Genomic DNA, 22,840 nt, shown 5'->3' with positions numbered 1-22,840 from the left:
GCTATGCCGTGGCTGCATTCGCTAAATCATTAGCCTCAATTTTGTTCCAAACTTTGTCATGAAAATAAAATACTACAGTGTTTACTGCTGGCTCAATCAAGGCGACGGCCCCACCAATAACAATGCTGCCAGTTAATAAGTAAGTGATAGTAAAGGCAACGCTGAAGTGCAAAATAGCAAATGAGATGGTCTTTTTCATGAGATAACCCTTGTAGTTAATATTGTTCAATTGATTTAATGATAACAATTCTCATTACTATTTAAAGTTTTTTTTATCAATTACAACAAAAGGTTTATTCGATTAGTGTTTAAACCATCTTTTAATGACGTGAAAAATCCCTGTAAATGAGATGTTTTTTCATTTATTAATGATTTATAGATAGAACAAATTGGTGTTCTGGTGGGGGAAAGTGCAAATGTTTGTTAGATAACATAAACCCTCCCAATTAAGGCAGAGGGTTATCATTATGAAATGACTAAGCAGGCAGTATTTAAGTTAAAGCATTAAGTTTTCATCTTTTGCTTACTGTATTAATTCTGATATTAGAATTAATAGTGCCAAGGAAACTTAGAAAAATCTTGATCGCGCTTTTCAAGGAATGCATCACGACCTTCTTGAGCTTCGTCTGTACCATAAGCAAGACGTGTTGCTTCGCCTGCAAATAGCTGTTGGCCAACTAACCCATCATCTGGCAAGTTAAAGCCGTATTTAAGCATACGCATTGCTGTTGGTGATTTACTGTTGATCTCTTTTGCCCATGATAATGCTTCTGTTTCTAGTTCAGCATGAGGAATTGAGCGATTGACCATACCCATATCAAATGCTTCATCAGCCGTATAGTTAAAGCCAAGGAAGAAGATTTCACGGGCGCGTTTTTGGCCAATCATTTTGGCTAAATAAGCACTACCGTAACCCGAATCAAAACTACCTACATCAGGATCGGTTTGCTTGAATACAGCATGCTCTTTCGATGCTAATGTTAAATCACACACTACATGTAAACTGTGCCCACCACCTACAGCCCAACCAGGTACAACAGCAATAACAACCTTAGGCATAAAACGAATTAAGCGTTGCACTTCTAATATATGTAAGCGCCCCATACGTGCAACATCAGGTTTGCCTTCTTCAGCGCCTTCATATTTATAACCGTCTTTGCCACGAATGCGTTGATCACCGCCAGCACAGAAAGAAAACTGGCCTTTGGCTGATGGTCCATTACCTGTTAGCAATACACAGCCAATATCAGACCATTGGCGAGCATGATCTAAAGCGGTATAAAGCTCATCAACGGTTTTTGGGCGAAAAGAATTAAGACAATCAGGACGATTGATTGCAATACGAACCGTACCTTGGTCTTTAGCGCGATGATAAGTGATGTCTTCAAAATCGAAGCCACTTACAGTGTCCCAAAGTGTTGGGTCAAATATATCAGAAACCTGTTGTGTCATTTTACTAGCCTTTTTCAATCGAATATCCAAAGGCTAGGCTGAATTAAATCTCAGGTCAATTGACAGATGTCAGGAAAGTTAAATTTATATTTTATCGCAGATTAATTGCAGGTTCTCTTTGCCAAAAATAGGGTGTCTTGCACCAAAACCGCAATACTCATTATCAAAAGCTGCAACTGTGTTGTTATCAGTAAAAATAGCTTTAAATTCTATAGCCTCTTTTGATGTTAGTCTTTCAAGAACACCAGATGGCATAGCAATGACTTTATCGCTCTTTCTAATTATTTTGGTGCCAGTCATTGACGTCACCTTTTCATCAGCACTATTTAGTACTGATTGAATTTCAGCAATTGGTTCATCTAATTTATCTGTTTCAGTCGCAAAGTAGTAAATAACACCGCCAATCAGTGCAATAAGGATCCAACCTCTCATCTTTTAGTCCAATTAAAGTGAATAACCATGAATTATACGAGTATAATATACTCAATTAACACTCTATACACGAGTGTGTAGCAGTTGGTAGCGTTTTTTATTTAAAATCGATAACGTTTTTCGGTAACTGCCACTTATTTTGCCCCTTTTATAAGTAGTAAGGCATTAAGATGACCCAAGAATCTACACCTAAAGATTACGCCAAACAAAAACGGATTAAGATTCATCAACCTGACGCCAGCAAGGCTGACAGATTTAATCCAAGTAATAGTATTTATGTGCGCGCCGTAACAGGTTTATGGACTACAGTAAGAAGGCGTATTGGTTGGGCAACAATGTCATTCTTTTTAATATTACCTTGGCTACCTTGGGGTGACAGACAGGCTGTTTGGTTTAATTTAGCTGAGCAGAAGTTTCATATCTTTGGGCTGACTATTTGGCCACAAGATTTAACCTTGTTGGCAGCGCTATTTACTATTGCGGCATTTGGCTTGTTCTTTGTTACGACTTATCTTGGTAGGGTGTGGTGTGGCTACACATGCCCGCAAACCGTTTGGACGTTTATTTTTATTTGGTTCGAAGAAAAATTTGAAGGAGCACGTAATAAACGAATCAAACTAGATCAAATGCCATGGAGTTTTAATAAGTTATGGCGCAAGACCGCTAAACATACCTCTTGGATCCTCATTTCCTTATTAACAGCAATGACATTTGTATCCTATTTCGTTCCAAGTCGTGAAGTCTATATTGATGTGTTCACTTTGAATGCTGATTTAAGTATTTATTTCTGGGTGGTCTTTTTCACCTTTGCCACATACGGTAATGCAGGCTGGATGCGTGAAATTATGTGTATTCACATGTGCCCGTATGCTCGTTTTCAAGCAGCGATGTTTGATAAAAACACATATATAGTGGGTTATGACACTAAGCGCGGTGAAAAAAGAGGGCCAAGATCTCGTAAAGCTGACCCTAAAGAAATGGGCTTAGGCGACTGTATCGACTGTGACTTATGTGTTCAGGTTTGTCCAACAGGTATCGATATTCGTAATGGCCTTCAATATGAATGTATAAACTGTGGTGCTTGTATCGATGCTTGCGACACAACAATGGAACGTATGGGCTATGACAAAGGCTTAATTAGTTATACCACCGAAAATAAACTAGAAGATATCAAAGAGACCATTGTAAGACCAAAACTTATTGGTTACGGCGTAGCCTTAACTGTAATGATCTTGGTTTTCATTTATGCCAGCGCCACTATTGCTCCATTACGTATGGATGTTATTCGAGACAGAAATGCACTTTACCGGATAACTAATGATGGTTTAGTTGAAAATACATATACCTTGAAGCTGCTTAATAAAACCGAGCTAGCACAAGAATATCAACTTTCAATGGACGGTTTAGAGTCATATGAATGGAATGGACCGAATCAAGTAGCAATTAAAGCGGGTGAAGTACTGACCTTACCAATTAGTATTGCCGTTGATCCTGGTCAACTAGAACGAACAGTCACTAAAATCAACTTAGTGGTTGCCGCAACCATCGAAGGTAAGGATGTTATAATCAAACAAGAATCGAGATTCTTTGGTGAGTAAATAACGATATAGCTAGAAAAAGGGACTACTTAGTCCCTTTTTTATGCGTTTCGTTTGAAAAAGCGGCTGTTATTCATATTTGTGTCATTTTCTTTCAAAAAGCCCTTGCGGTGTTTCAGTATTTGCCTATAATGCGCATCCACTGACACGGCAACAGGCACTAGCCAATACTGAGTCAGCTTGATTTGAAGCGGTTTTAACTACCTCAAATCAACGGCAAAAAGAAGTTTGAAAAAACACTTGACGCCAACGAGGGAAAGCGTAGAATACGCATCCCTGACCAACACGGTCAACGCTCTTTAACAATCAAACAAGTAAATCTGTGTGGACACTCACAGGTGTTGAGTTAATCGAAATTGTCACTTAGGTGGCAATCAAAATTATTATCAATGTAACGATGAGTGTTCATAGCAATATGTAACAAACAGGATGTAGATTCTTCCGAGTCTGCATAATGTAATCAGAATTCATTGAGCCGAAGCATTTTCGAATGTTTCAAAAAACTTTAATTGAAGAGTTTGATCATGGCTCAGATTGAACGCTGGCGGCAGGCCTAACACATGCAAGTCGAGCGGTAACAGATTGATAGCTTGCTATCAATGCTGACGAGCGGCGGACGGGTGAGTAATGCCTAGGGATCTGCCCAGTCGAGGGGGATAACAGTTGGAAACGACTGCTAATACCGCATACGCCCTACGGGGGAAAGGAGGGGACCTTCGGGCCTTTCGCGATTGGATGAACCTAGGTGGGATTAGCTAGTTGGTAAGGTAATGGCTTACCAAGGCGACGATCCCTAGCTGTTCTGAGAGGATGATCAGCCACACTGGGACTGAGACACGGCCCAGACTCCTACGGGAGGCAGCAGTGGGGAATATTGCACAATGGGGGAAACCCTGATGCAGCCATGCCGCGTGTGTGAAGAAGGCCCTAGGGTTGTAAAGCACTTTCAGTAGGGAGGAAAGGCAGTTGTTTAATAAACAACTGCTGTGACGTTACCTACAGAAGAAGGACCGGCTAACTTCGTGCCAGCAGCCGCGGTAATACGAGGGGTCCAAGCGTTAATCGGAATTACTGGGCGTAAAGCGTACGCAGGCGGTTCATTAAGCCAGATGTGAAATCCCCGGGCTCAACCTGGGAATTGCATTTGGAACTGGTGAACTAGAGTCTTGTAGAGGGGGGTAGAATTTCAGGTGTAGCGGTGAAATGCGTAGAGATCTGAAGGAATACCGGTGGCGAAGGCGGCCCCCTGGACAAAGACTGACGCTCATGTACGAAAGCGTGGGGAGCAAACAGGATTAGATACCCTGGTAGTCCACGCCGTAAACGATGTCTACTCGGAGTTTGGTGCCTTGAGCACTGGGCTCCCAAGCTAACGCATTAAGTAGACCGCCTGGGGAGTACGGCCGCAAGGTTAAAACTCAAATGAATTGACGGGGGCCCGCACAAGCGGTGGAGCATGTGGTTTAATTCGATGCAACGCGAAGAACCTTACCTACTCTTGACATCCAGAGAATTCGCTAGAGATAGCTTAGTGCCTTCGGGAACTCTGAGACAGGTGCTGCATGGCTGTCGTCAGCTCGTGTTGTGAAATGTTGGGTTAAGTCCCGCAACGAGCGCAACCCCTATCCTTATTTGCCAGCGCGTAATGGCGGGAACTCTAGGGAGACTGCCGGTGATAAACCGGAGGAAGGTGGGGACGACGTCAAGTCATCATGGCCCTTACGAGTAGGGCTACACACGTGCTACAATGGCGTATACAGAGGGTTGCAAAGCCGCAAGGTCTAGCTAATCTCACAAAGTACGTCGTAGTCCGGATTGGAGTCTGCAACTCGACTCCATGAAGTCGGAATCGCTAGTAATCGTAGATCAGAATGCTACGGTGAATACGTTCCCGGGCCTTGTACACACCGCCCGTCACACCATGGGAGTGGGCTGCACCAGAAGTAGATAGTCTAACCTTCGGGGGGACGTTTACCACGGTGTGGTTCATGACTGGGGTGAAGTCGTAACAAGGTAGCCCTAGGGGAACCTGGGGCTGGATCACCTCCTTACCTATACGACTAACTTAATGTTTGTTGAGTGTTCACACAGATTGCTTGTTACTCCTTTATGGAGTTGAGCGAAATGCGCCGCAAGCCGGTTAGCATTGTTCTTTAACAATTTGGAAAGCTGATAGTATTTAATTGCATGAGTCTGTCATGTTAATTAATACAAATCGTATTATTGGGAAGTTAATCCCTTTTCAGTAATACATTGAGTTCTCAAAACACTTTATTAAGTGTCTTGAATATTCTAAAAACTAAGGCGAATTTGTGTACTCGTAAGAGATGCAAATTAGTAATAAACCAGCTAGTTACGGTACAACTTGAGTTTCTTTTGAAACTTATTTGGGTTGTATGGTTAAGTGACTAAGCGTATACGGTGGATGCCTTGGCAGTCAGAGGCGATGAAGGACGTAGTAACTTGCGAAAAGCGTTGGCGAGCTAGTAACAAGCATTTGAGCTAACGATGTCCGAATGGGGAAACCCGGCCACATAAGTGGTCATCATAACGTGAATACATAGCGTTATGAGGCGAACCTGGGGAACTGAAACATCTAAGTACCCAGAGGAAAAGAAATCAACCGAGATTCCCCTAGTAGCGGCGAGCGAACGGGGATTAGCCCTTAAGTCTATGGGGTGTTAGTGGAATGTGTTGGAAAGCACAGCGGCACAGGGTGATAGCCCCGTACATGAAAACTAACCATAGATGAAATCGAGTAAGGCGGGACACGTGACATCCTGTTTGAATATGGGGGGACCATCCTCCAAGGCTAAATACTCCTGACTGACCGATAGTGAACCAGTACCGTGAGGGAAAGGCGAAAAGAACCCCTGTGAGGGGAGTGAAATAGAACCTGAAACCGTGTACGTACAAGCAGTGGGAGCGGTTCTTGAGACCGTGACTGCGTACCTTTTGTATAATGGGTCAGCGACTTACATTTTGTAGCGAGGTTAAGCGAATAGCGGAGCCGTAGGGAAACCGAGTGTTAACTGCGCGTTTAGTTGCAAGGTGTAGACCCGAAACCGAGTGATCTAGCCATGGGCAGGTTGAAGGTTGAGTAACATCAACTGGAGGACCGAACCGACTAATGTTGAAAAATTAGCGGATGACTTGTGGCTGGGGGTGAAAGGCCAATCAAACTCGGAGATATCTGGTTCTCCTCGAAAGCTATTTAGGTAGCGCCTCGAGCGAATACCACTGGGGGTAGAGCACTGTTAAGGCTAGGGGGTCATCCCGACTTACCAACCCTTTGCAAACTCCGAATACCAGTGAGTACTACTCGGGAGACAGACGGCGGGTGCTAACGTCCGTCGTCAAAAGGGAAACAACCCAGACCATCAGCTAAGGTCCCAAAGTTATTGCTAAGTGGGAAACGATGTGGGAAGGCTTAGACAGCTAGGATGTTGGCTTAGAAGCAGCCATCATTTAAAGAAAGCGTAATAGCTCACTAGTCGAGTCGGCCTGCGCGGAAGATTTAACGGGGCTAAGCAATACACCGAAGCTATGGGTTTGCTCTTAGGAGCAAGCGGTAGAGGAGCGTTCTGTAAGCGGTTGAAGGTGAAGGGGTAACCCACACTGGACGTATCAGAAGTGCGAATGCTGACATGAGTAACGATAATGGGGGTGAAAAACCCCCACGCCGAAAGACCAAGGGTTCCTGTCCAACGTTAATCGGGGCAGGGTGAGTCGACCCCTAAGGCGAGGCCGAAAGGCGTAGTCGATGGGAAACAGGTCAATATTCCTGTACTTTTGCTAACTGCGATGGAGAGACGGAGAAGGCTAGGCTAGCGCGGCGTTGGTTGTCCGCGTTTAAGACTGTAGGCTGTTCACTTAGGCAAATCCGGGTGAACACTAGGCTGAGAGTTGATGACGAGTCCCCAAGGGGATGAAGTAGTTGATGCCATGCTTCCAGGAAAATCTTCTAAGCTTCAGGTTAGTAGGAATCGTACCCCAAACCGACACAGGTGGTCGGGTAGAGAATACCAAGGCGCTTGAGAGAACTCGGCTGAAGGAACTAGGCAAAATGGTACCGTAACTTCGGGAGAAGGTACGCTCCTGGCGGTGATGAGACTTGCTCTCTAAGCTGCTGGGAGTCGCAGATACCAGGTGGCTGCAACTGTTTATCAAAAACACAGTACTGTGCAAAATCGCAAGATGACGTATACGGTATGACGCCTGCCCGGTGCTTGAAGGTTAATTGATTGGGTTATCTTCGGAGAAGCTCATGATCGAAGCCCAAGTAAACGGCGGCCGTAACTATAACGGTCCTAAGGTAGCGAAATTCCTTGTCGGGTAAGTTCCGACCTGCACGAATGGCGTAATGATGGCCACGCTGTCTCCAGCCGAGACTCAGTGAAGTTGAAATTGCGGTGAAGATGCCGTATACCCGCGGCTAGACGGAAAGACCCCGTGAACCTTTACTATAGCTTGGCACTGAACATTGAACCTACATGTGTAGGATAGGTGGGAGACTTTGAAGCTTCGTCGCTAGATGGAGTGGAGTCAATCTTGAAATACCACCCTTGTAGTTTTGATGTTCTAACCGTGGCCCCTTATCGGGGTTCGGGACAGTGCCTGGTGGGTAGTTTGACTGGGGCGGTCTCCTCCCAAAGAGTAACGGAGGAGCACGAAGGTTGGCTAAGTACGGTCGGACATCGTACGGTTAGTGCAATGGCATAAGCCAGCTTAACTGCGAGACATACACGTCGAGCAGGTACGAAAGTAGGTCATAGTGATCCGGTGGTTCTGTATGGAAGGGCCATCGCTCAACGGATAAAAGGTACTCCGGGGATAACAGGCTGATACCGCCCAAGAGTTCATATCGACGGCGGTGTTTGGCACCTCGATGTCGGCTCATCACATCCTGGGGCTGAAGTCGGTCCCAAGGGTATGGCTGTTCGCCATTTAAAGTGGTACGCGAGCTGGGTTCAGAACGTCGTGAGACAGTTCGGTCCCTATCTGCCGTGGGCGTTGGATGATTGAAGGAAGCTGCTCCTAGTACGAGAGGACCGGAGTGGACGAACCGCTGGTGTTCGGGTTGTTATGCCAATAGCATTGCCCGGTAGCTACGTTCGGAATCGATAACCGCTGAAAGCATCTAAGCGGGAAGCGAGTCCTAAGATGAGTCATCCCTAGGAATTTAATTCCTCTAAAGAGCCGTTCGAGACTAGGACGTTGATAGGCAGGGTGTGTAAGCGTTGTGAGGCGTTGAGCTAACCTGTACTAATGACTCGTGAGGCTTAACCATACAACCCAGATGAGTTTTTATCTGAGTTGATGGTAACTAGATTTATTACTTACTGTTAAAGGTAAGACTTAGTGAAGAATATAAAGCGCTTAATAAAGTAGAAAACTCAAGAAACAAACAGCTTTCCGAATTTAGTTAATTGTGATAGCGATTAACACCGAATTTGCTTGGTGACAATAGCATTGTGGTACCACCTGATCCCATCCCGAACTCAGTAGTGAAACGCAATAGCGCCGATGATAGTGTGGGGTCTCCCCATGTGAAAGTAGGTCATTGCCAAGCGCCTAATTTCTCTTTTTAGAGAGTCGAGAAAGCCCTGACTTAATAGTCAGGGCTTTTTTCGTATATAGCGAGTAAGAATTTAGTGCAGCGAAAGACAGTGTGATTGATATGCCCACGTGAAAGTCAGTCATTGCCTAGCGCCTAATTTCTCTTTTTAAGAGAGCAGATAGCCCGTTACTCACGTAACGGGCTTTTTTGTGTCTGTCATTTAAGATAAACATGTTCAGAAACGAAGCTAAAGCTCAAGTTTAGACACATCAACAGCTGATAGTGTGATTGATATGCCCATGTAAAAGTAGGTTATTGTCTAGCGCCTAATTTCTCTTTTTAGAGAGTCGAGAAAGCCCTGACTTAATAGTCAGGGCTTTTTTCGTTTATAGCGAGTAAGAATTTAGTGCCGCGAAAGACAGTGTGATTGATATGCCCATGTAAAAGTAGGTCATAGCCATATGCCTAATTTCTCTTTTTAAGAGAGCAGATAGCCCGTTACTCACGTAACGGGCCTTTTTGTGTCTGTTATTTAAGATAAACATGTTCAGAAACGATGTTAAAATTCAAATTTAGACTCATCCACAGCTGATAGTGTGAATGATATACCCATGCAAAAGTAGGTCATAGCCTAGCGCCTAATTTCTCTTTTTATGAGCTCAGATAGCCCGTTACTCACGTAACGGACTTTTTTGTGCTTGAAATTTGAGAGGCTGGAGTGTCAGATTAGATAATTAGCAATGATTTAGTAGCCGATATTGGCATGTGTTCTTACAAGGTTAAATAAGCAGTCCATTTCAAGTGTTTTACTTCTCTTAACGGAGAGTAGATAGCTCTTTACTCACGTTACAGTCCATTTAACGTTTGTAAAATATAATGAATTGACGATTTATATTTACTAGCCACATCGTTTAGTAAATCTGCCAGTGTGAAAGTAAGCCAACTAATTGCTTAATTAAGGAATTGGAAGATCGTTATTCATGAAGCGATTTTGAAGGCTGTAATTTATAGATGTGATATTCATTAAAATGGATTATGTTTCCTGAGAAAAGCCTTTTATGGTTGTTGATTGTTGTGGTCTTTAGTATGTTACGTAAGCGGTATATTTTTATTAACAATTAGTGGTGTAATCTTGCCAAAGCGACCTTCTTTTTCACTATCTTTTTTAGTGCCTTTTTTCTTATGTTCACTGTACTTATTATTAGTTAGCGGTGAGTTTTATTATGAAAAAGAGGCACTGCGTTCTGAGCTAGCTGAAAATGAATCTGATCAAATTCAAAAAGATTTATTTAGAATGATTCATGTTGTTGAATCAGCTTTAGCAATTCAAGATATTTCTAGAATTGAGCAAGAAGTTTCTTTAATTTCTACAGACAGCAATATGATGGTATATGTCATATTGGATGCATCTAGCCGAATAAAGTTTGCTAATCACGTTATATGGCGTGAGAGTGATGCTAAGAATGTGATTGAAGGATACTCTGATGCGCGACATCAAGAGGTGGTTGCAGCTGAAGCAGCATTTTTCAATATCAATTATGATCGCCTTTCCATCCAAGCTTATTATCCCGTCAATACCGCAGCAAAATACAGTTACTCCAGTGCCGTTGATGTTATCTATCTCGAATATGATATTTCTTCATTAATTGCAGACGCTTCTGATCAGCTTCAAAAAAGGTTTATCTATATTTGGGGGATTGGCGGCATACTGGTTGTTTTTTTTTGTTGGGCTCTATATTGGCTACTCATAAGACCAATTAAACAACTCACTAAAAGAGCTAATAATGTACTTCAGTTTAAGCCTGATAAAACCAGAATCAATTGTTTAGTTGAAGAAGTATATTGCCTAGGCGAGTCACTACTTAAGGTTGAGAAACACCTTATAGAAAGTAATATGAAGGTTACTAACTCCGAGCAAAGATGGTTATATTCGATTAGCGGTAATAGTAGCGGGATCTGGGATTGGAATACTGAAACCAATGATGTGTTTATGTCTGATAACTGGAAAGAAATATTAGGCTACAGACCAAATGAAATAACTAATTGTTATGAATCTTGGGAGACGCGATTACACCCAGATGAAAAAAATACCGTGCTGAGAGAAATAGAAGACTGTTTAGCAGGAAATACTTCCCATTATGAAAGTGTTCATCAGTTACAAAACAAATCAAAAGAATTTATTTGGGTGCTAGATAGAGGGCAAATCATCCAGTGGGATGAGGAAGGAAAACCTATTCGGATGATTGGGTCTATTACAGATGTCACTCTAGAACTTAAGAATCAGAAAATCACCGTTGAAAGGCAAAGCCATGTAGGGGTGTCAGATATTATTGATAGAGAGGCTTTGGCAAATGAGCTATTTGATTTGCAAGCATATGCTCGTAAATCTAATCAATATAGCACTATGTTGCTGATTAATCTCAGTAATATTAAATTGGTAAATGAAGCCGTTGGTGAACAGCTAGGCGATCGATTATTGATGCAAATATCAGCAAGACTTGCCGGTGCATTTTCTGCTAGTTGTCTACTGAGCCGTTTAGGTGATGATGAATTTGTAATTGCTGCCAAGAATCTGGGTACGAGTCTAGAGCATGCCAATAAACGGGCTTTATCACTTGCCAGCGAAGTGCGTCAAGTTGTAGGTAGAAGTTTTACTTTATCAGGGCAAACTGTATCTGTGTTCACCAAAGTAGGTATGGTCGTATTTGACGGTAAAGAGTCTTTAGAGCCTAGTCAGTTATTGTCTCGTGCTGACAAAGCTCTCGGCAAAGCCATAGAAAGCCAAACTAATACTTGTGTTTTACATAGTTTACAGCTTGATGGGAGTCATCATGAACCTCAAAAACTTCAACAAGAATTGAAGAAAGCGATTAAACAGAAACAATTGTCGTTAGTGTATCAACCGGTAGTCGATATCGAGGGGAATACTGAAAGCGTTGAAGTATTAATGCGTTGGTATCACCCAGAGTTTGGTTTTATTAGTCCTAAACAATTTATCCCCGTAGCAGAATTATCAAACTCTATTTTTGAGTTAGAGTTATGGGTGTTAGACGAGGTTTGTTCATTCATAGAGAGTTTACAAAGAACGGAAATCAACTGTCCGTGCTTTTCAATTAACATATCCTCAAGACACTTCCATCAGGATATGTTTGTACAAGTTATACAAGCCAAAATTAAACAGCATAATATTAGCCCTGAGTTTATTCAGTTTGAGTTATCAGAAGATGTATTTTCGATTAATGCGGTTACAGCAAAAGATAAAATATTGAGCTTACAACGTGAGGGAATCCGTATTGCCTTAGATAACTTTGGTTCTGGCCTATGCCCATTGCATCGACTGCATGGCATCCACTTTTCTCAAGTAAAATTTGCTGCTAATTATATTAAAGATATTACTACCTCTGAAGAGTCTCGAAATATATTTACAGCGTTGATTAATCTAACTAATCAGCTTAAATATCCTGTGGTGGTAAAACAAATTGAAGATCGTCAGCAACTCACGACCTTAACCCAATTAAAAAGTAATTTATTCCAAGGGTATGTTATTAGTCGTCCATTGACTCAACAAGATATCAGGCACTTGTTAGAGTCTGAATTGACCTTAAGTGTGGTTTGGAAAGTGCCTTTTAATTAAACGCTAGCCATTAACGAATGTCTTAGCATCAATATAAGCTTAATATTTATCTAAAAAACTAAGTAAGGTTCGTAAAGCTTGATTACGGGCTTCATCAGCTTCAACAAATACCTCATGCTGACAGTTTGCTATTCGGCGGATCTGACAGTGTATATTTTCAGCTCTATTTTGTGCAGCATTATCTACAATTTCATCATCAAGTGCCTGTAAAACCATTATTGGTTTGATGCTTAATGCAGCAGCTTTTGTCGCTCTATCTGCTGCATCCATTGCTTCTAATAACCAATGGTTCGTTGGTGAACCTAACTGGATGTTTGGATTTTGATTAAAGACATCTAGGATTTGTTGATATCGACTAGGGCTGTTAGTGAGGTGATTTTTTTCAAACTCAACAGGCTCATAATCCGTTCCTCCTAAGACATAGTTGGGCTGTTTATGAGGTTGTTTGTCATTACATGTATCAAGTAAACCTGCTAATGAGCGGATAAAGGTTTTATTAAATGGCAGTTTTATTCCATACATTGGCGCTGAGAATACTGCAGCATTAAAGGTTGTTGGGTATTGCTCCATGTATAAGGTGCCAATAGTTCCGCCCATTGAATGCCCAACAAGGTATAAATTGTCATGCTTGTTAGGGTTTACTATCTGTTCAACAAAGTCATTTAAGTCATCGATGTAGGTTTGAAATTTATTAATATGCCCTTGATGAGGATTCGTGGTAATTCTTGATGACAAACCCTGACCACGATGATCCAAAATATAAATGCTGTAACCATGCTGATATAGGTCAAACATCAACTCTTTATATTTAAGATAACTTTCAACTCGACCACTACTGATGACAATGGCTTTTGAGCTATCAGAGTGCTGAATGTAAGCATAAGCTAGTGAAACGTCATTTTTTTCGAGTGTAGATTGGGTAACTGATTGCCAGAATTTTTGTTGTTCATCATTATTTAGTTGTTGTTCTGACGAAAAAAGCACTATATACACCTCTAGTTTATGACGTATTAATTGAGATCGTATCTTGAAGACTGGGGCAGTGTAGCAAACTAATGAGACCAGTTTTAGATAAAGCGTTAGATGGAGTGATTTGATTGAGTAATGTTGACTGCAAACAATTTCAGTCAACATTACTGATAGAGATATTTATGATTAGGCGGCTTTTTGCTCTTCAATAAATTCATCGACTTTTTGTTCGAGAATGTCCATGGTCACTGAGCCATTTTGCAATAAAGCATCATGGAACAACCGAATATCAAACCTCTCACCTAGCTCTGACTCTGCTTTATCACGTAATCGTTTTATGGTCAGTTCGCCGATTTTGTATGATAGCGCTTGTCCTGGCCATGAGATATAACGGTCGATTTCAGTTGTGACATTGTGCATTGATAAAGCGGTGTTACTTGCCATAAATTCAATGGCTTCATCTCGACTCCAACCTTTAGTGTGCATTCCAGTATCGACGACTAGTCGCGCTGCTCGCCACATTTCATATGTTAACCGACCAAAGTTACTATAGGGATCTTGATAAAAGCCTGCTTCAAGTCCTAAATATTCAGAATATAATCCCCAACCTTCACCGAAAGCCGAAATATAGCTATAACGCCTGAAGTTGGGTAAATCGGTTAATTCTTTATTGAGTGATATTTGCAAGTGATGCCCTGGTACAGCTTCGTGTAGAGTCAGTGCTTCCATTTCGTAAAGTGGGCGTTTATTTAATGCATAAGTGTTGACCCAGTAGTAACCCGCTTCATCATCACGATTGGAGCCTGAGTAACGACCAGTGGTGTATTTAGGGGCTATTTCAGCTGGAACTGGTTTAATTCCATAAGGAGTACGAGGAAGAGTGGCAAAGTATTGTGGCAAAACCGCATCCGCTTTTTTGGCGATATATGCGGCTTCTTTTAATAACTCTTCTGCTGTTTTCGGATAAAATTGCGGATCGGTTCTTAAAAAGTGCAAGAATTCTGCAAACGTACCTTTAAATTCCACATCAGCAATGACCTGCTCCATCTCGGCTCGAATACGGGCAACTTCTTGTAAGCCAAGTTGATGAACTTCATCTGCAGTCATATTCAAAGTGGTGTAGTACTCCACTCTATTTTGATAAAAAGCTTTGCCATTGGGCATATCTTTAGCTGCAATAGATGTGCGTGCATTAGGGATATATTCCTGAGTCATATAATCAAAAAACTGTTGATACAGGGGCAATACCTTCTCTTTGACGACTTTTTTCCCTTCGGCTGCTAACTCTGCTTTCTGCGCATCGGAAAAGTGTTCCGGAAAATCAGTAAAAGGCTTGTAATAGCCACTGTCTTCGACATCAACAATATAAGCACTAATGCTGTCTTCGAAGCCATTTAAGGTTACTTTTGCTGGAGTGATACCACTGCTTGAACCTTGTTGTAACCAAAAGGTTTGCTGGGCAAAATACTTGGGCAATGCATTCAGTTTTGCTAAATAGTTTTGGTAGTCTGCTTCACTATGAAGTCTGCCATTAGCTATCGACGCAATATAAGCATGAAAACCACTTTCTGCAGTTATTGGCAGATAGTGATCTTTATAAGTATACATATCAACATCGTTTTGTAGCTGATATTGCAAGATTTGAGCGTTGATTTTATCTGTTTTAGATAGCTTATCTATATCTAGTTGCTTTAAAGAGGACAATAACGTTTTTAGGCGTAAGTTTTTTTCCGCTAGGGTTTCCGGCGATAAGTCAGGTAGCAATGCGGCTTTAGCTTCGTCACCCAATGAATATGCCATCTGAGGTGAGTAATCTAAGTTAATTTGCCATGCGCTATCTATAATTGCTTTTAGGCTCATATCCTCAACAGTTGCACTTTGGGTTTGCTTTGGTGTGCTGGTATTTGTCTCAGCTTTTTGAGTTTCACCGAGATAATATTGAGCTTTTGAACCTGTTGTCATTTTACAGCCAGTCACAGCCAGCATGATTATCGCAGGCAAGATGAGCTTACGCATGATGAATTCCTTTATTGCCAATAAATTACAAATTAATTACTAGCTACAACATACCAATTCAACCTAAAGCACGCTAGCTGTATCAATGGAAATATTTGTTACCGATTATGCTATTCAGGCGATAAAAACGTCACCTTTTTGTGGATGCATGTTAAACTTCGACCTGCTAGGTGTTCATTATATAAAAAACACATTTAGCTCAAAAAATTAATAGGGGTAAATAATGATCAATACATCCATTCCATTAGTTGATTTACACCGTCATTTAGATGGCAATGTTAGAGTCAAAACCATTTGGGAACTCGGACATCAGCATGGAATTAAGCTGCCAGCAGACTCATTAGATGCACTGGCGCCTTTCGTTCAAATCCAAGGTAAAGAAAACAGCTTAGTGGCTTTTTTAAAAAAGCTTGATTGGATGGTTGCAGTATTGGCTGACTTAGATGCCGTTAAACGTGTTGCATATGAAAACGTAGCAGATGCTGCTATTTCAGGTTTAGATTATGCTGAATTACGCTTTAGCCCTTATTACATGGCAATGAACCATAATTTACCTATTGAAGGTGTCGTTGAAGCCGTAATTGATGGCGTTAAAGCTGGTATGAAAGAGCACGCGGTTAAAATTAACCTTATTGGGATTATGTCTCGCTCATTTGGCCAGGAAAAATGCCGCTTGGAACTTGAAGGTTTATTAGCTCACCGTGACGCTTTAGTGGGTATGGATTTGGCTGGTGATGAGTTAGGGTTCCCTGGTGATTTATTTAATGAGCATTTTAAACGTGTGCGCGATGCTGGTTTACATATTACAGCTCATGCAGGTGAAGCGGCAGGCTCTGAGAGCATGTGGCAGGCGATTCAAGAGTTAGGTGCAACACGTATTGGTCACGGTGTGAATGCAATTCATGACCCTAAAATGATGGAATATTTGGTAAAGCACGCTATTGGAATTGAGTCATGCCCAACCAGTAACTTACATACCTCAACAGTTGCTGATTACGCCTCACATCCATTTAACCAGTTTCTAGATGCTGGTGTGTTAATTGGCTTAAATACTGATGATCCTGGTGTGAGCAATATTGATATTCAGCATGAGTATCGCATTGCTAAGTCTGAACTTAAATTATCAGATGACCAAATTAGCCAAGTACAACGTAATGGCGTAGAAATGGCATTTTTATCAGATAGTGAGCGCAAGGCTTTATACGCATCAAAGTTATAAATGATTGGTTAAGTTGTTTATAAGCATAAAAAAACCGCTGAATATCAGCGGTTTTTTATTGGATGAAACTAATCATTTAGAAATGATTAGTTTCAGGCAGTTAAATCACACGAGAGAACTGTTGTTGACGCGCTTTTTGACGGTAATAAACATCAAAACACATACAAATATTACGAATTAACAAACGGCCTGTTGGGCTAATTGTTAGCTTACGGTCAGTAATATCAACAAGTTTGTCATCAATGAATGTTTGAAGCAGTTTTAAATCTTCAGCAAAGTATTCTTCAAAGTTAAGGTCAAACTGTTGTTCAATCTTAGTGAGATCTAAATCGAAATGACAAATCATCTGCTTGATAACAACGCGACGAATTTCATCATCACGATTTAAGCTACAACCCTTCCATAAGGCATGACCTGTTTCATCAATTGACTCATAGTAAGGACGAATGTCTTTTTGGTTTTGCGCGTAGCAATCACCAATTTGGCTGATTGAAGATACGCCTAAACCAAGTAAGTCACACTCTTCTTGGGTCGTGTAACCTTGGAAATTACGATGTAGCTTACCAGCATTTTGTAACTTCGATAGCTCATCATCTGGCTTAGCAAAGTGATCCATACCGATGAATTGATAACCAGCACCAGTAAGAGATTCAATAGTTTGGTGCAACATATCAAGCTTTTGTTGCGGAGAAGCCATATCTTCATCTTTAATTTTACGCTGAGCGGCAAAGCGCGATGGTAAGTGAGCGTAGTTAAAGATAGATAAACGATCTGGCGACAACTCAATCACACGCTTAATTGTTTCAGCAAATGTTTCAGGAGTTTGATGCGGTAAGCCGTAAATCAAATCGGCATTAGTCGATACAAAGCCCATATCTTTTGCTTTCGCCATTAAGTCGAAAATGAACTGTTCGTCTTGTTCGCGGTTAACAGCAACTTGAACTTTTTTATTAAAGTCCTGAACACCAATAGAAATACGGTTAAATCCAGCTTCTTTTAAGGTGTCAAGCATGGTTAGTTCGATTTCACGAGGGTCAACCTCAATCGAAAACTCACCTTCGTCAGCAAAGTTAAAGTGGCTTTTGATTAACTTAGATAAAGTTAAAATTTGCTCAGGGTTTAGGAAGGTTGGTGTACCGCCGCCCCAATGCATTTGAGTCACAGTGTAGTTTTTGAATAACGGAGCACGTTTTACAATTTCACTCGCAAGGTATTCAATGTACTGATCTGCTTTATGTGCATGACGAGTAATGACTTTATTACAGCCACAGTAATAACAAAGCTTGGCACAGAAAGGAATGTGAATATATAAAGACAGTTTGTCACTTTTACTGGTTTCAATCGCAGAAAGTAGGTTTTGCTCAGTGAAACTATCGTCAAACTCTAGCGCCGTTGGGTACGACGTATAGCGTGGACCACTGTAGTTATATTTTTCGATCATTGACTGATCCCAACTTATTTGTGTGGGCTGCTTCAAGGCACGTTCTCCGAGTAAATTAGCAATAGACGAAGTATGCAGTCATATTAGACAAAAAACCTTGAACTACGTTGTAAATTTGAAATTTGATGTTGCTAGAAAGGCGGTATTTAGTCTGAAAGCTGTGAAGTTTTGTGAAATTGTGGGATGGCTCACAGCCTTAGTTACTCACTTGGGGCAGAAACAAGTCTCATATTAACCTATTGATAATAATGAGACTTGTTATCAAATAGAAGTCTTAGTAGTTACTAAACTCTAATGCACGAAATGAAATTCTGTAATTTTTTTTGCATCATCCAGTAAGCCTTGTTCCAGCTTAGCTTCAGACTTCATCCGTGCTAAATCTAGCTTCATTCGCTGTTGTTTGGCTAATGCTTTACGTTCGTCTTTAATCGGATGTGCTTTGATGCAGTCGTAATGCTCAAAAATGCTTGGGAACTCAACAGCCATTTGTTCAGACATTGATAATGCTTCAAATAATTTAGCGATACGCATGACACCTTCTGAAGGCTCACATCGCTCCTCTAACATCGCTGCAGCAATATATTTTATATCATCCAGTATCTGCTGCTTTTTAGCTTTTGCTTCATTTAAGCGCTGTTGATTAGCTTCAGTGGTTCGCTGTTGCTGTTTCTTAACCTTTAATAGGAGATAACCTGCATAACAAGCTAAAAGTACTATAACGATGACGGCGAGGGCAATAACAAGGCTAGACACAAATTATCCTTAATCAGAGGTTTAAATATAGAGCATAAAACATAGAAAAATGGCACACCAAATTGGCATGCCATTTATTAATGATTTAAGACTGGTAGTCTTTTAATACATCTGCACCTGTTTCAAAGCGCTCGTATAAATCATCATCAGAAGCTGGCTTCTTGCCAGTATTAGCATTTTGTACTGGAAGTTCTTCGGCATCAGAAATGCCTAGTTTTTCCATTAATGCTTCCATTTTAGCAAGTTGACCATTCAACCATTTTTGATCGTCTGCTGAGAGGTCTTTACCTTCTTCTAAAAGGTCCAATAAATTATTGAATCTAGGATCGTCTTCTAGTTTCAGTAATTTTTGCTCATCAGTTAGCTTAGGCTGTTTAACTTTAGCTACAGGTGCAGCAGTCGTTTCGGCTGATTTAATCATTAATGGCACAGGCTTTTTGCTGCCATGACGAGGGTCATTACTTTTACTGGTAGTAACATGCGGTGATTGTTGTTCAATCAAGGCTTCATTATGACGACTACCAGACTTATGACCGTTGTCTTTCTTTCTGCTGCCAGTGACTTTACGATCAGCCTTTTTGACTCTTGGTGCTTGTGTAGGGCCGTTTTCGCCGCCCTTGCGCGATTTTTTACTACGAGCCATCAGTGATCTCATGTGGTTGTAAAAAGTTGGCTAGATAGATAATCATCCACCTTGCACTAAATAAGGATGCGCTTTATATCAGACTTTGATGTTTTTTGCATCAATACGAGCTCTTTTGCTGCAAATAATAGCTTAAAATCGCTGTTTTGTGCTAAATACTCAAAAGTTTGCTGTTGATAAAAGCTGACATGGGTCGGGTTGTTCTTAAAGTGCCATTTAGAAAAATGAGTTAAGTCGGTCAGTAGCGAGGTGCTTATTGCTAACCAACCATTATCTTTTAATAAACTTGATATCAATGACCATTCTTTGAAAGGTTGTTGAAAATGTTCTAAAACGCGATAACAACAAACAAAGTCATATTGCTGATTGAACACTTGTTGATCTGTCTTGATAAAGGGGTCGTATTGAAAAAGACGATGCCCAGCCGATTCAATTTTTTCTAAACTGCTCTTATCTAATACCCTACCAAAGTTAAGGCCTGTTAGCGGTCCATCTTGGTGCCAGCTGATTTGGCTCAGTAAAGGTTGAATGAATTGGACAAGTTGTTTTTGTTTGGTGGCTTTATTTGCACGACCATATCGCTGTAGTTGAGCGGCAGGTATCATATGTGATTGAGGGTTAGCGAATACCAGTTGGCATTGAGGACAGCTGTAGAAAGCTCTTTTTTTATCTTGAATAAAAAACTCAGCAGTATGACTGCACAACGGGCATTTAATCATTGAAGTCAGATGTGATCCAAACCAAGATGAAGATTATCAATCAATAACAGATTTCTTGAAAAGAAGAAATAAAAAAAGGTGGCAGTAAACTGCCACCTTACAAAATAGTGTTAATACACCAAATTTATATTCCAAGTATCCATACTTGCTATGTGACTATCCCGGTCAATATCCATCTTATTTTTAGAGCTTTCCGTGCATTTTTTATTGTTATCGGTCATCAATGACCATTTTTCTTAATCCTGTTGCCGTCCTGACCACAGCTTCCGTAGATGGTCTTCAATGACTCATCAATATCCTAGTTGTCTTCAATGACATTAGTAAACAATCCATGTTTAAAAGTACCTTCCAGTGATAACAAGCCTCCGCAAGTGCATCCTAAGCAATTAGCTTCCTATGCCGCTACTTTAATCCTTAAAGTAGGTTCCTTATGGGGTTTTATCTCTGTTGCGTAAGGGAGTGCTATTTAAGCGAGTCGACCAATTGGTCTGTTCCTTACAAATTCTATATGACCTGGATTTCAAGCTGAAATCACGACTCTTATTATTATTAGCGAGTGGTCTTATTTATATTATTGTTATTTATTAATTTTATTCTTATATCTTAAATGTAAACGTATCCGAAATCTGTAAGTTGGAATTAATATTTTTGTTCTTACAGCTGGGTTCATCTCGGTACGGGGCTATTTAACCCTAAATCCGTGATCTCTGTCAAGCATGAATGTTATAAAGTTTACGTAAACGTCAACTTGCAGTTGTAAAAAAGGGTGAATAATCACCCTTTTAGCTTCATTTAAATGTGAAGAAAAAATTACTTAAGGCTTGAAATATATTGAGATAACGCTTCAATATCACTGTCAGATAACTTTTTAGACACATCTTGCATCATGCCATTCAAATCATTGTTACGCTTTGTATCACGGAACATATTGAGTTGAATTTTGATATAATCAGCATGCTGACCACCAATAGCTGGGAAGCCTGCAAGCTCGCCACCTTTACCATCTGGTCCATGACATGCCATACAAGATGTAATACCACGAGCCATGTCACCACCTTTATAAAGGGCTTCACCTTCGGCAGGTACATTGGTAACATCTGCGACATTTAATGTTTGACTAGCATAATATGCAGAAACATCTTTAATATCTTGTTCTGATAAAGTCGCTGACATACCAATCATGGTAGGATCACTACGACCTTCTTTGCCGCCGCTTTTAGCCGCCGCTTGGAAATCATGTAATTGTTTTTCTAGATAAGATGCGTGCTGTCCGGCCAATTTAGGCCAAATAGGAGCAATGCTGTTACCGTCAACACCGTGACAGGCAGAACACATAACTGATTTAGTTTTACCCGCTTCCACATCACCTTCAGCGATTGCAGGCGTTGATATAGCGGCAAATACAGACAGCGCAAGAGCTAACTTTTTCATGGCGTTCCAACTTCTTATTTAATTTATTGTCCTGAGCTTACTAGGATGACCCGCAAGCGTGGTAAAATCTACAAACTGTGATCAGGCTAATATTTTACACGAAAATGTGGAAAAGTAAGCAAATCTTACATAATTAAGGTATTACCCCAAATTTATTGGAGCAAATCGTGTCAGAAACGCGTATAGATTTTCGAAAAACCAAGTTTTTAATAAGTGCGCCAGATATTGCACATCTTGATGAGTATTTACCTGGTGATACCGGAGTAGAAATTGCGTTTGCTGGCCGCTCTAATGCAGGTAAGTCAAGTGCATTGAACGCTTTGACTGAGCAAAAAGGCTTAGCAAGAACCAGTAAAACTCCGGGCCGTACCCAGTTAATCAATGTGTTTGAATTAGATGAAAACCGTCGTTTAGTGGATTTACCAGGCTATGGTTTTGCTAAAGTACCATTAGCATTAAAAAATAAATGGCAAAAAGCCCTAGGTGAATATTTGCAGGAACGCGCTTGTTTAAGTGGTGTTGTGGTATTGATGGATATTCGTCATCCGTTAAAAGATTTAGACATGCAAATGATCGAATGGGCTGTTTTGAGCGAAATCCCAGTGTTAGCTTTATTAACTAAATCAGATAAGCTTGCGCAAAATGTGAAAATGAAAACCGTTAATGCTGTGCGTAAAGAGTTAGCTGAATTCGGGGATTGGGTAAAAGTAGAACCATTTTCTTCAACGAAGGGAACCGGAAAGCCGAAAGTATTGGGTATTCTTAATGAATGGTGCAACCCAAGCTGGCTAACAGAAGCAGAGCAACAAGCTGAACAAGATCCAGAGTAAATTAATTGCGTGTTAGCTAGTACGTTACCTGTATTTAAGCCGCTAAGTTTATCTAGACTAACTTAGCGGTTTTTTTATGGCTTCTTGCTGAGAGGTTTATGCTGCGAACTGATTTTTAATCAAAAAAAAACCGACGACATATT

14 protein-coding genes and 3 rRNA genes are annotated in these 22,840 nt (G+C 40.8%); 7 read left to right on the top strand and 10 right to left on the bottom strand.

What is annotated here, in order from left to right:
• Window position 1 precedes the first annotated feature (1 nt).
• From QPX86_RS20435 to QPX86_RS20425, 3 genes are all read right to left on the bottom strand, one after another.
• Window positions 2-199: a DUF2061 domain-containing protein gene (locus QPX86_RS20435; protein ID WP_220754424.1), complete on the bottom strand. Its 198-nt coding sequence runs from the start codon at window positions 197-199 to the stop codon at window positions 2-4.
• Window positions 200-549: 350 nt separating this feature from the next.
• Entirely contained in the window at window positions 550-1,452 is a 903-nt protein-coding gene (locus QPX86_RS20430) for a 1,4-dihydroxy-2-naphthoyl-CoA synthase (RefSeq protein WP_285163770.1), read from the bottom strand.
• An 84-nt stretch (window positions 1,453-1,536) separates the two neighbouring features.
• Window positions 1,537-1,884, bottom strand: a complete 348-nt coding sequence (locus tag QPX86_RS20425) for a hypothetical protein (RefSeq protein ID WP_220754426.1) — start codon at window positions 1,882-1,884, stop codon at window positions 1,537-1,539.
• Between the two features lie 170 nt (window positions 1,885-2,054).
• On the opposite strand from QPX86_RS20425, the gene ccoG reads away from it, so the two are divergent.
• From ccoG to QPX86_RS20400, 5 genes are all read left to right on the top strand, one after another.
• A complete protein-coding gene (ccoG, locus tag QPX86_RS20420; RefSeq protein WP_285163769.1) occupies window positions 2,055-3,482 on the top strand; it encodes a cytochrome c oxidase accessory protein CcoG in 1,428 nt (475 codons plus the stop codon).
• Between the two features lie 506 nt (window positions 3,483-3,988).
• Window positions 3,989-5,533 (top strand): 16S ribosomal RNA (locus QPX86_RS20415).
• A 347-nt stretch (window positions 5,534-5,880) separates the two neighbouring features.
• Window positions 5,881-8,772 (top strand): 23S ribosomal RNA (locus tag QPX86_RS20410).
• A gap of 166 nt (window positions 8,773-8,938) precedes the next feature.
• Window positions 8,939-9,054 (top strand): 5S ribosomal RNA (gene rrf / locus QPX86_RS20405).
• Together the 16S, 23S and 5S rRNA genes form the textbook arrangement of a ribosomal RNA operon.
• Before the next feature lie 1,120 nt (window positions 9,055-10,174).
• Window positions 10,175-12,676 (top strand): putative bifunctional diguanylate cyclase/phosphodiesterase, encoded by a 2,502-nt coding sequence (locus QPX86_RS20400; protein ID WP_285163768.1) that lies wholly within the window; start codon window positions 10,175-10,177, stop codon window positions 12,674-12,676.
• 39 nt (window positions 12,677-12,715) lie between these two features.
• On the opposite strand, the gene QPX86_RS20395 is transcribed toward QPX86_RS20400, so the two are convergent.
• Together QPX86_RS20395 and QPX86_RS20390 are read right to left on the bottom strand one after the other, a co-directional pair.
• Window positions 12,716-13,660, bottom strand: a complete 945-nt coding sequence (locus tag QPX86_RS20395) for an alpha/beta fold hydrolase (protein WP_285163767.1) — start codon at window positions 13,658-13,660, stop codon at window positions 12,716-12,718.
• 171 nt (window positions 13,661-13,831) lie between these two features.
• Window positions 13,832-15,661: a DUF885 domain-containing protein gene (locus QPX86_RS20390; RefSeq protein WP_285163766.1), complete on the bottom strand. Its 1,830-nt coding sequence runs from the start codon at window positions 15,659-15,661 to the stop codon at window positions 13,832-13,834.
• A gap of 223 nt (window positions 15,662-15,884) precedes the next feature.
• Here QPX86_RS20390 and add point away from each other — a divergent pair, with 223 nt between their 5' ends.
• Window positions 15,885-16,880, top strand: coding sequence for an adenosine deaminase (gene add, locus QPX86_RS20385; protein ID WP_220752611.1), 996 nt, complete (start codon window positions 15,885-15,887; stop codon window positions 16,878-16,880).
• A gap of 100 nt (window positions 16,881-16,980) precedes the next feature.
• On the opposite strand, the gene hemN is transcribed toward add, so the two are convergent.
• The 5 genes from hemN to QPX86_RS20360 form a co-directional block, all read right to left on the bottom strand.
• Window positions 16,981-18,357, bottom strand: a complete 1,377-nt coding sequence (gene hemN, locus QPX86_RS20380; protein WP_259651228.1) for an oxygen-independent coproporphyrinogen III oxidase — start codon at window positions 18,355-18,357, stop codon at window positions 16,981-16,983.
• A 255-nt stretch (window positions 18,358-18,612) separates the two neighbouring features.
• Window positions 18,613-19,074 (bottom strand): DUF2489 domain-containing protein, encoded by a 462-nt coding sequence (locus QPX86_RS20375; RefSeq protein ID WP_220752609.1) that lies wholly within the window; start codon window positions 19,072-19,074, stop codon window positions 18,613-18,615.
• A gap of 85 nt (window positions 19,075-19,159) precedes the next feature.
• A complete protein-coding gene (gene yihI, locus QPX86_RS20370) occupies window positions 19,160-19,717 on the bottom strand; it encodes a Der GTPase-activating protein YihI (RefSeq protein ID WP_220752608.1) in 558 nt (185 codons plus the stop codon).
• 56 nt (window positions 19,718-19,773) lie between these two features.
• Window positions 19,774-20,436, bottom strand: a complete 663-nt coding sequence (locus tag QPX86_RS20365; RefSeq protein ID WP_220752607.1) for a methyltransferase domain-containing protein — start codon at window positions 20,434-20,436, stop codon at window positions 19,774-19,776.
• A gap of 810 nt (window positions 20,437-21,246) precedes the next feature.
• On the bottom strand, window positions 21,247-21,867 hold the full coding sequence (locus QPX86_RS20360; RefSeq protein WP_220752606.1) for a c-type cytochrome: 621 nt from the start codon (window positions 21,865-21,867) through the stop codon (window positions 21,247-21,249).
• A 167-nt stretch (window positions 21,868-22,034) separates the two neighbouring features.
• Between QPX86_RS20360 and yihA the strand changes: the two genes are divergently transcribed.
• Window positions 22,035-22,697 (top strand): ribosome biogenesis GTP-binding protein YihA/YsxC, encoded by a 663-nt coding sequence (yihA, locus tag QPX86_RS20355; RefSeq protein WP_285163765.1) that lies wholly within the window; start codon window positions 22,035-22,037, stop codon window positions 22,695-22,697.
• Window positions 22,698-22,840 lie beyond the last annotated feature (143 nt).

Origin of the sequence: Shewanella goraebulensis (assembly GCF_030252245.1) — a bacterium.
In the GTDB taxonomy this organism is placed as follows: Bacteria; Pseudomonadota; Gammaproteobacteria; order Enterobacterales; family Shewanellaceae; genus Shewanella; species Shewanella goraebulensis.
Note: the sequence above shows the minus strand (reverse complement) of the source record. Positions and strands in the feature narration are given on the sequence as shown.

Coding starts and splice junctions, on each gene's coding strand:
- yihI (WP_220752608.1), bottom strand. CDS start 19,717: ATGGCTCGTAGTAAAAAATCGCGCAAGGGCGGCGAAAACGGCCCTACA.
- QPX86_RS20360 (WP_220752606.1), bottom strand. CDS start 21,867: ATGAAAAAGTTAGCTCTTGCGCTGTCTGTATTTGCCGCTATATCAACG.
- QPX86_RS20425 (WP_220754426.1), bottom strand. CDS start 1,884: ATGAGAGGTTGGATCCTTATTGCACTGATTGGCGGTGTTATTTACTAC.
- ccoG (WP_285163769.1), top strand. CDS start 2,055: ATGACCCAAGAATCTACACCTAAAGATTACGCCAAACAAAAACGGATT.
- QPX86_RS20365 (WP_220752607.1), bottom strand. CDS start 20,436: ATGATTAAATGCCCGTTGTGCAGTCATACTGCTGAGTTTTTTATTCAA.
- QPX86_RS20390 (WP_285163766.1), bottom strand. CDS start 15,661: ATGCGTAAGCTCATCTTGCCTGCGATAATCATGCTGGCTGTGACTGGC.
- QPX86_RS20435 (WP_220754424.1), bottom strand. CDS start 199: ATGAAAAAGACCATCTCATTTGCTATTTTGCACTTCAGCGTTGCCTTT.
- QPX86_RS20430 (WP_285163770.1), bottom strand. CDS start 1,452: ATGACACAACAGGTTTCTGATATATTTGACCCAACACTTTGGGACACT.
- add (WP_220752611.1), top strand. CDS start 15,885: ATGATCAATACATCCATTCCATTAGTTGATTTACACCGTCATTTAGAT.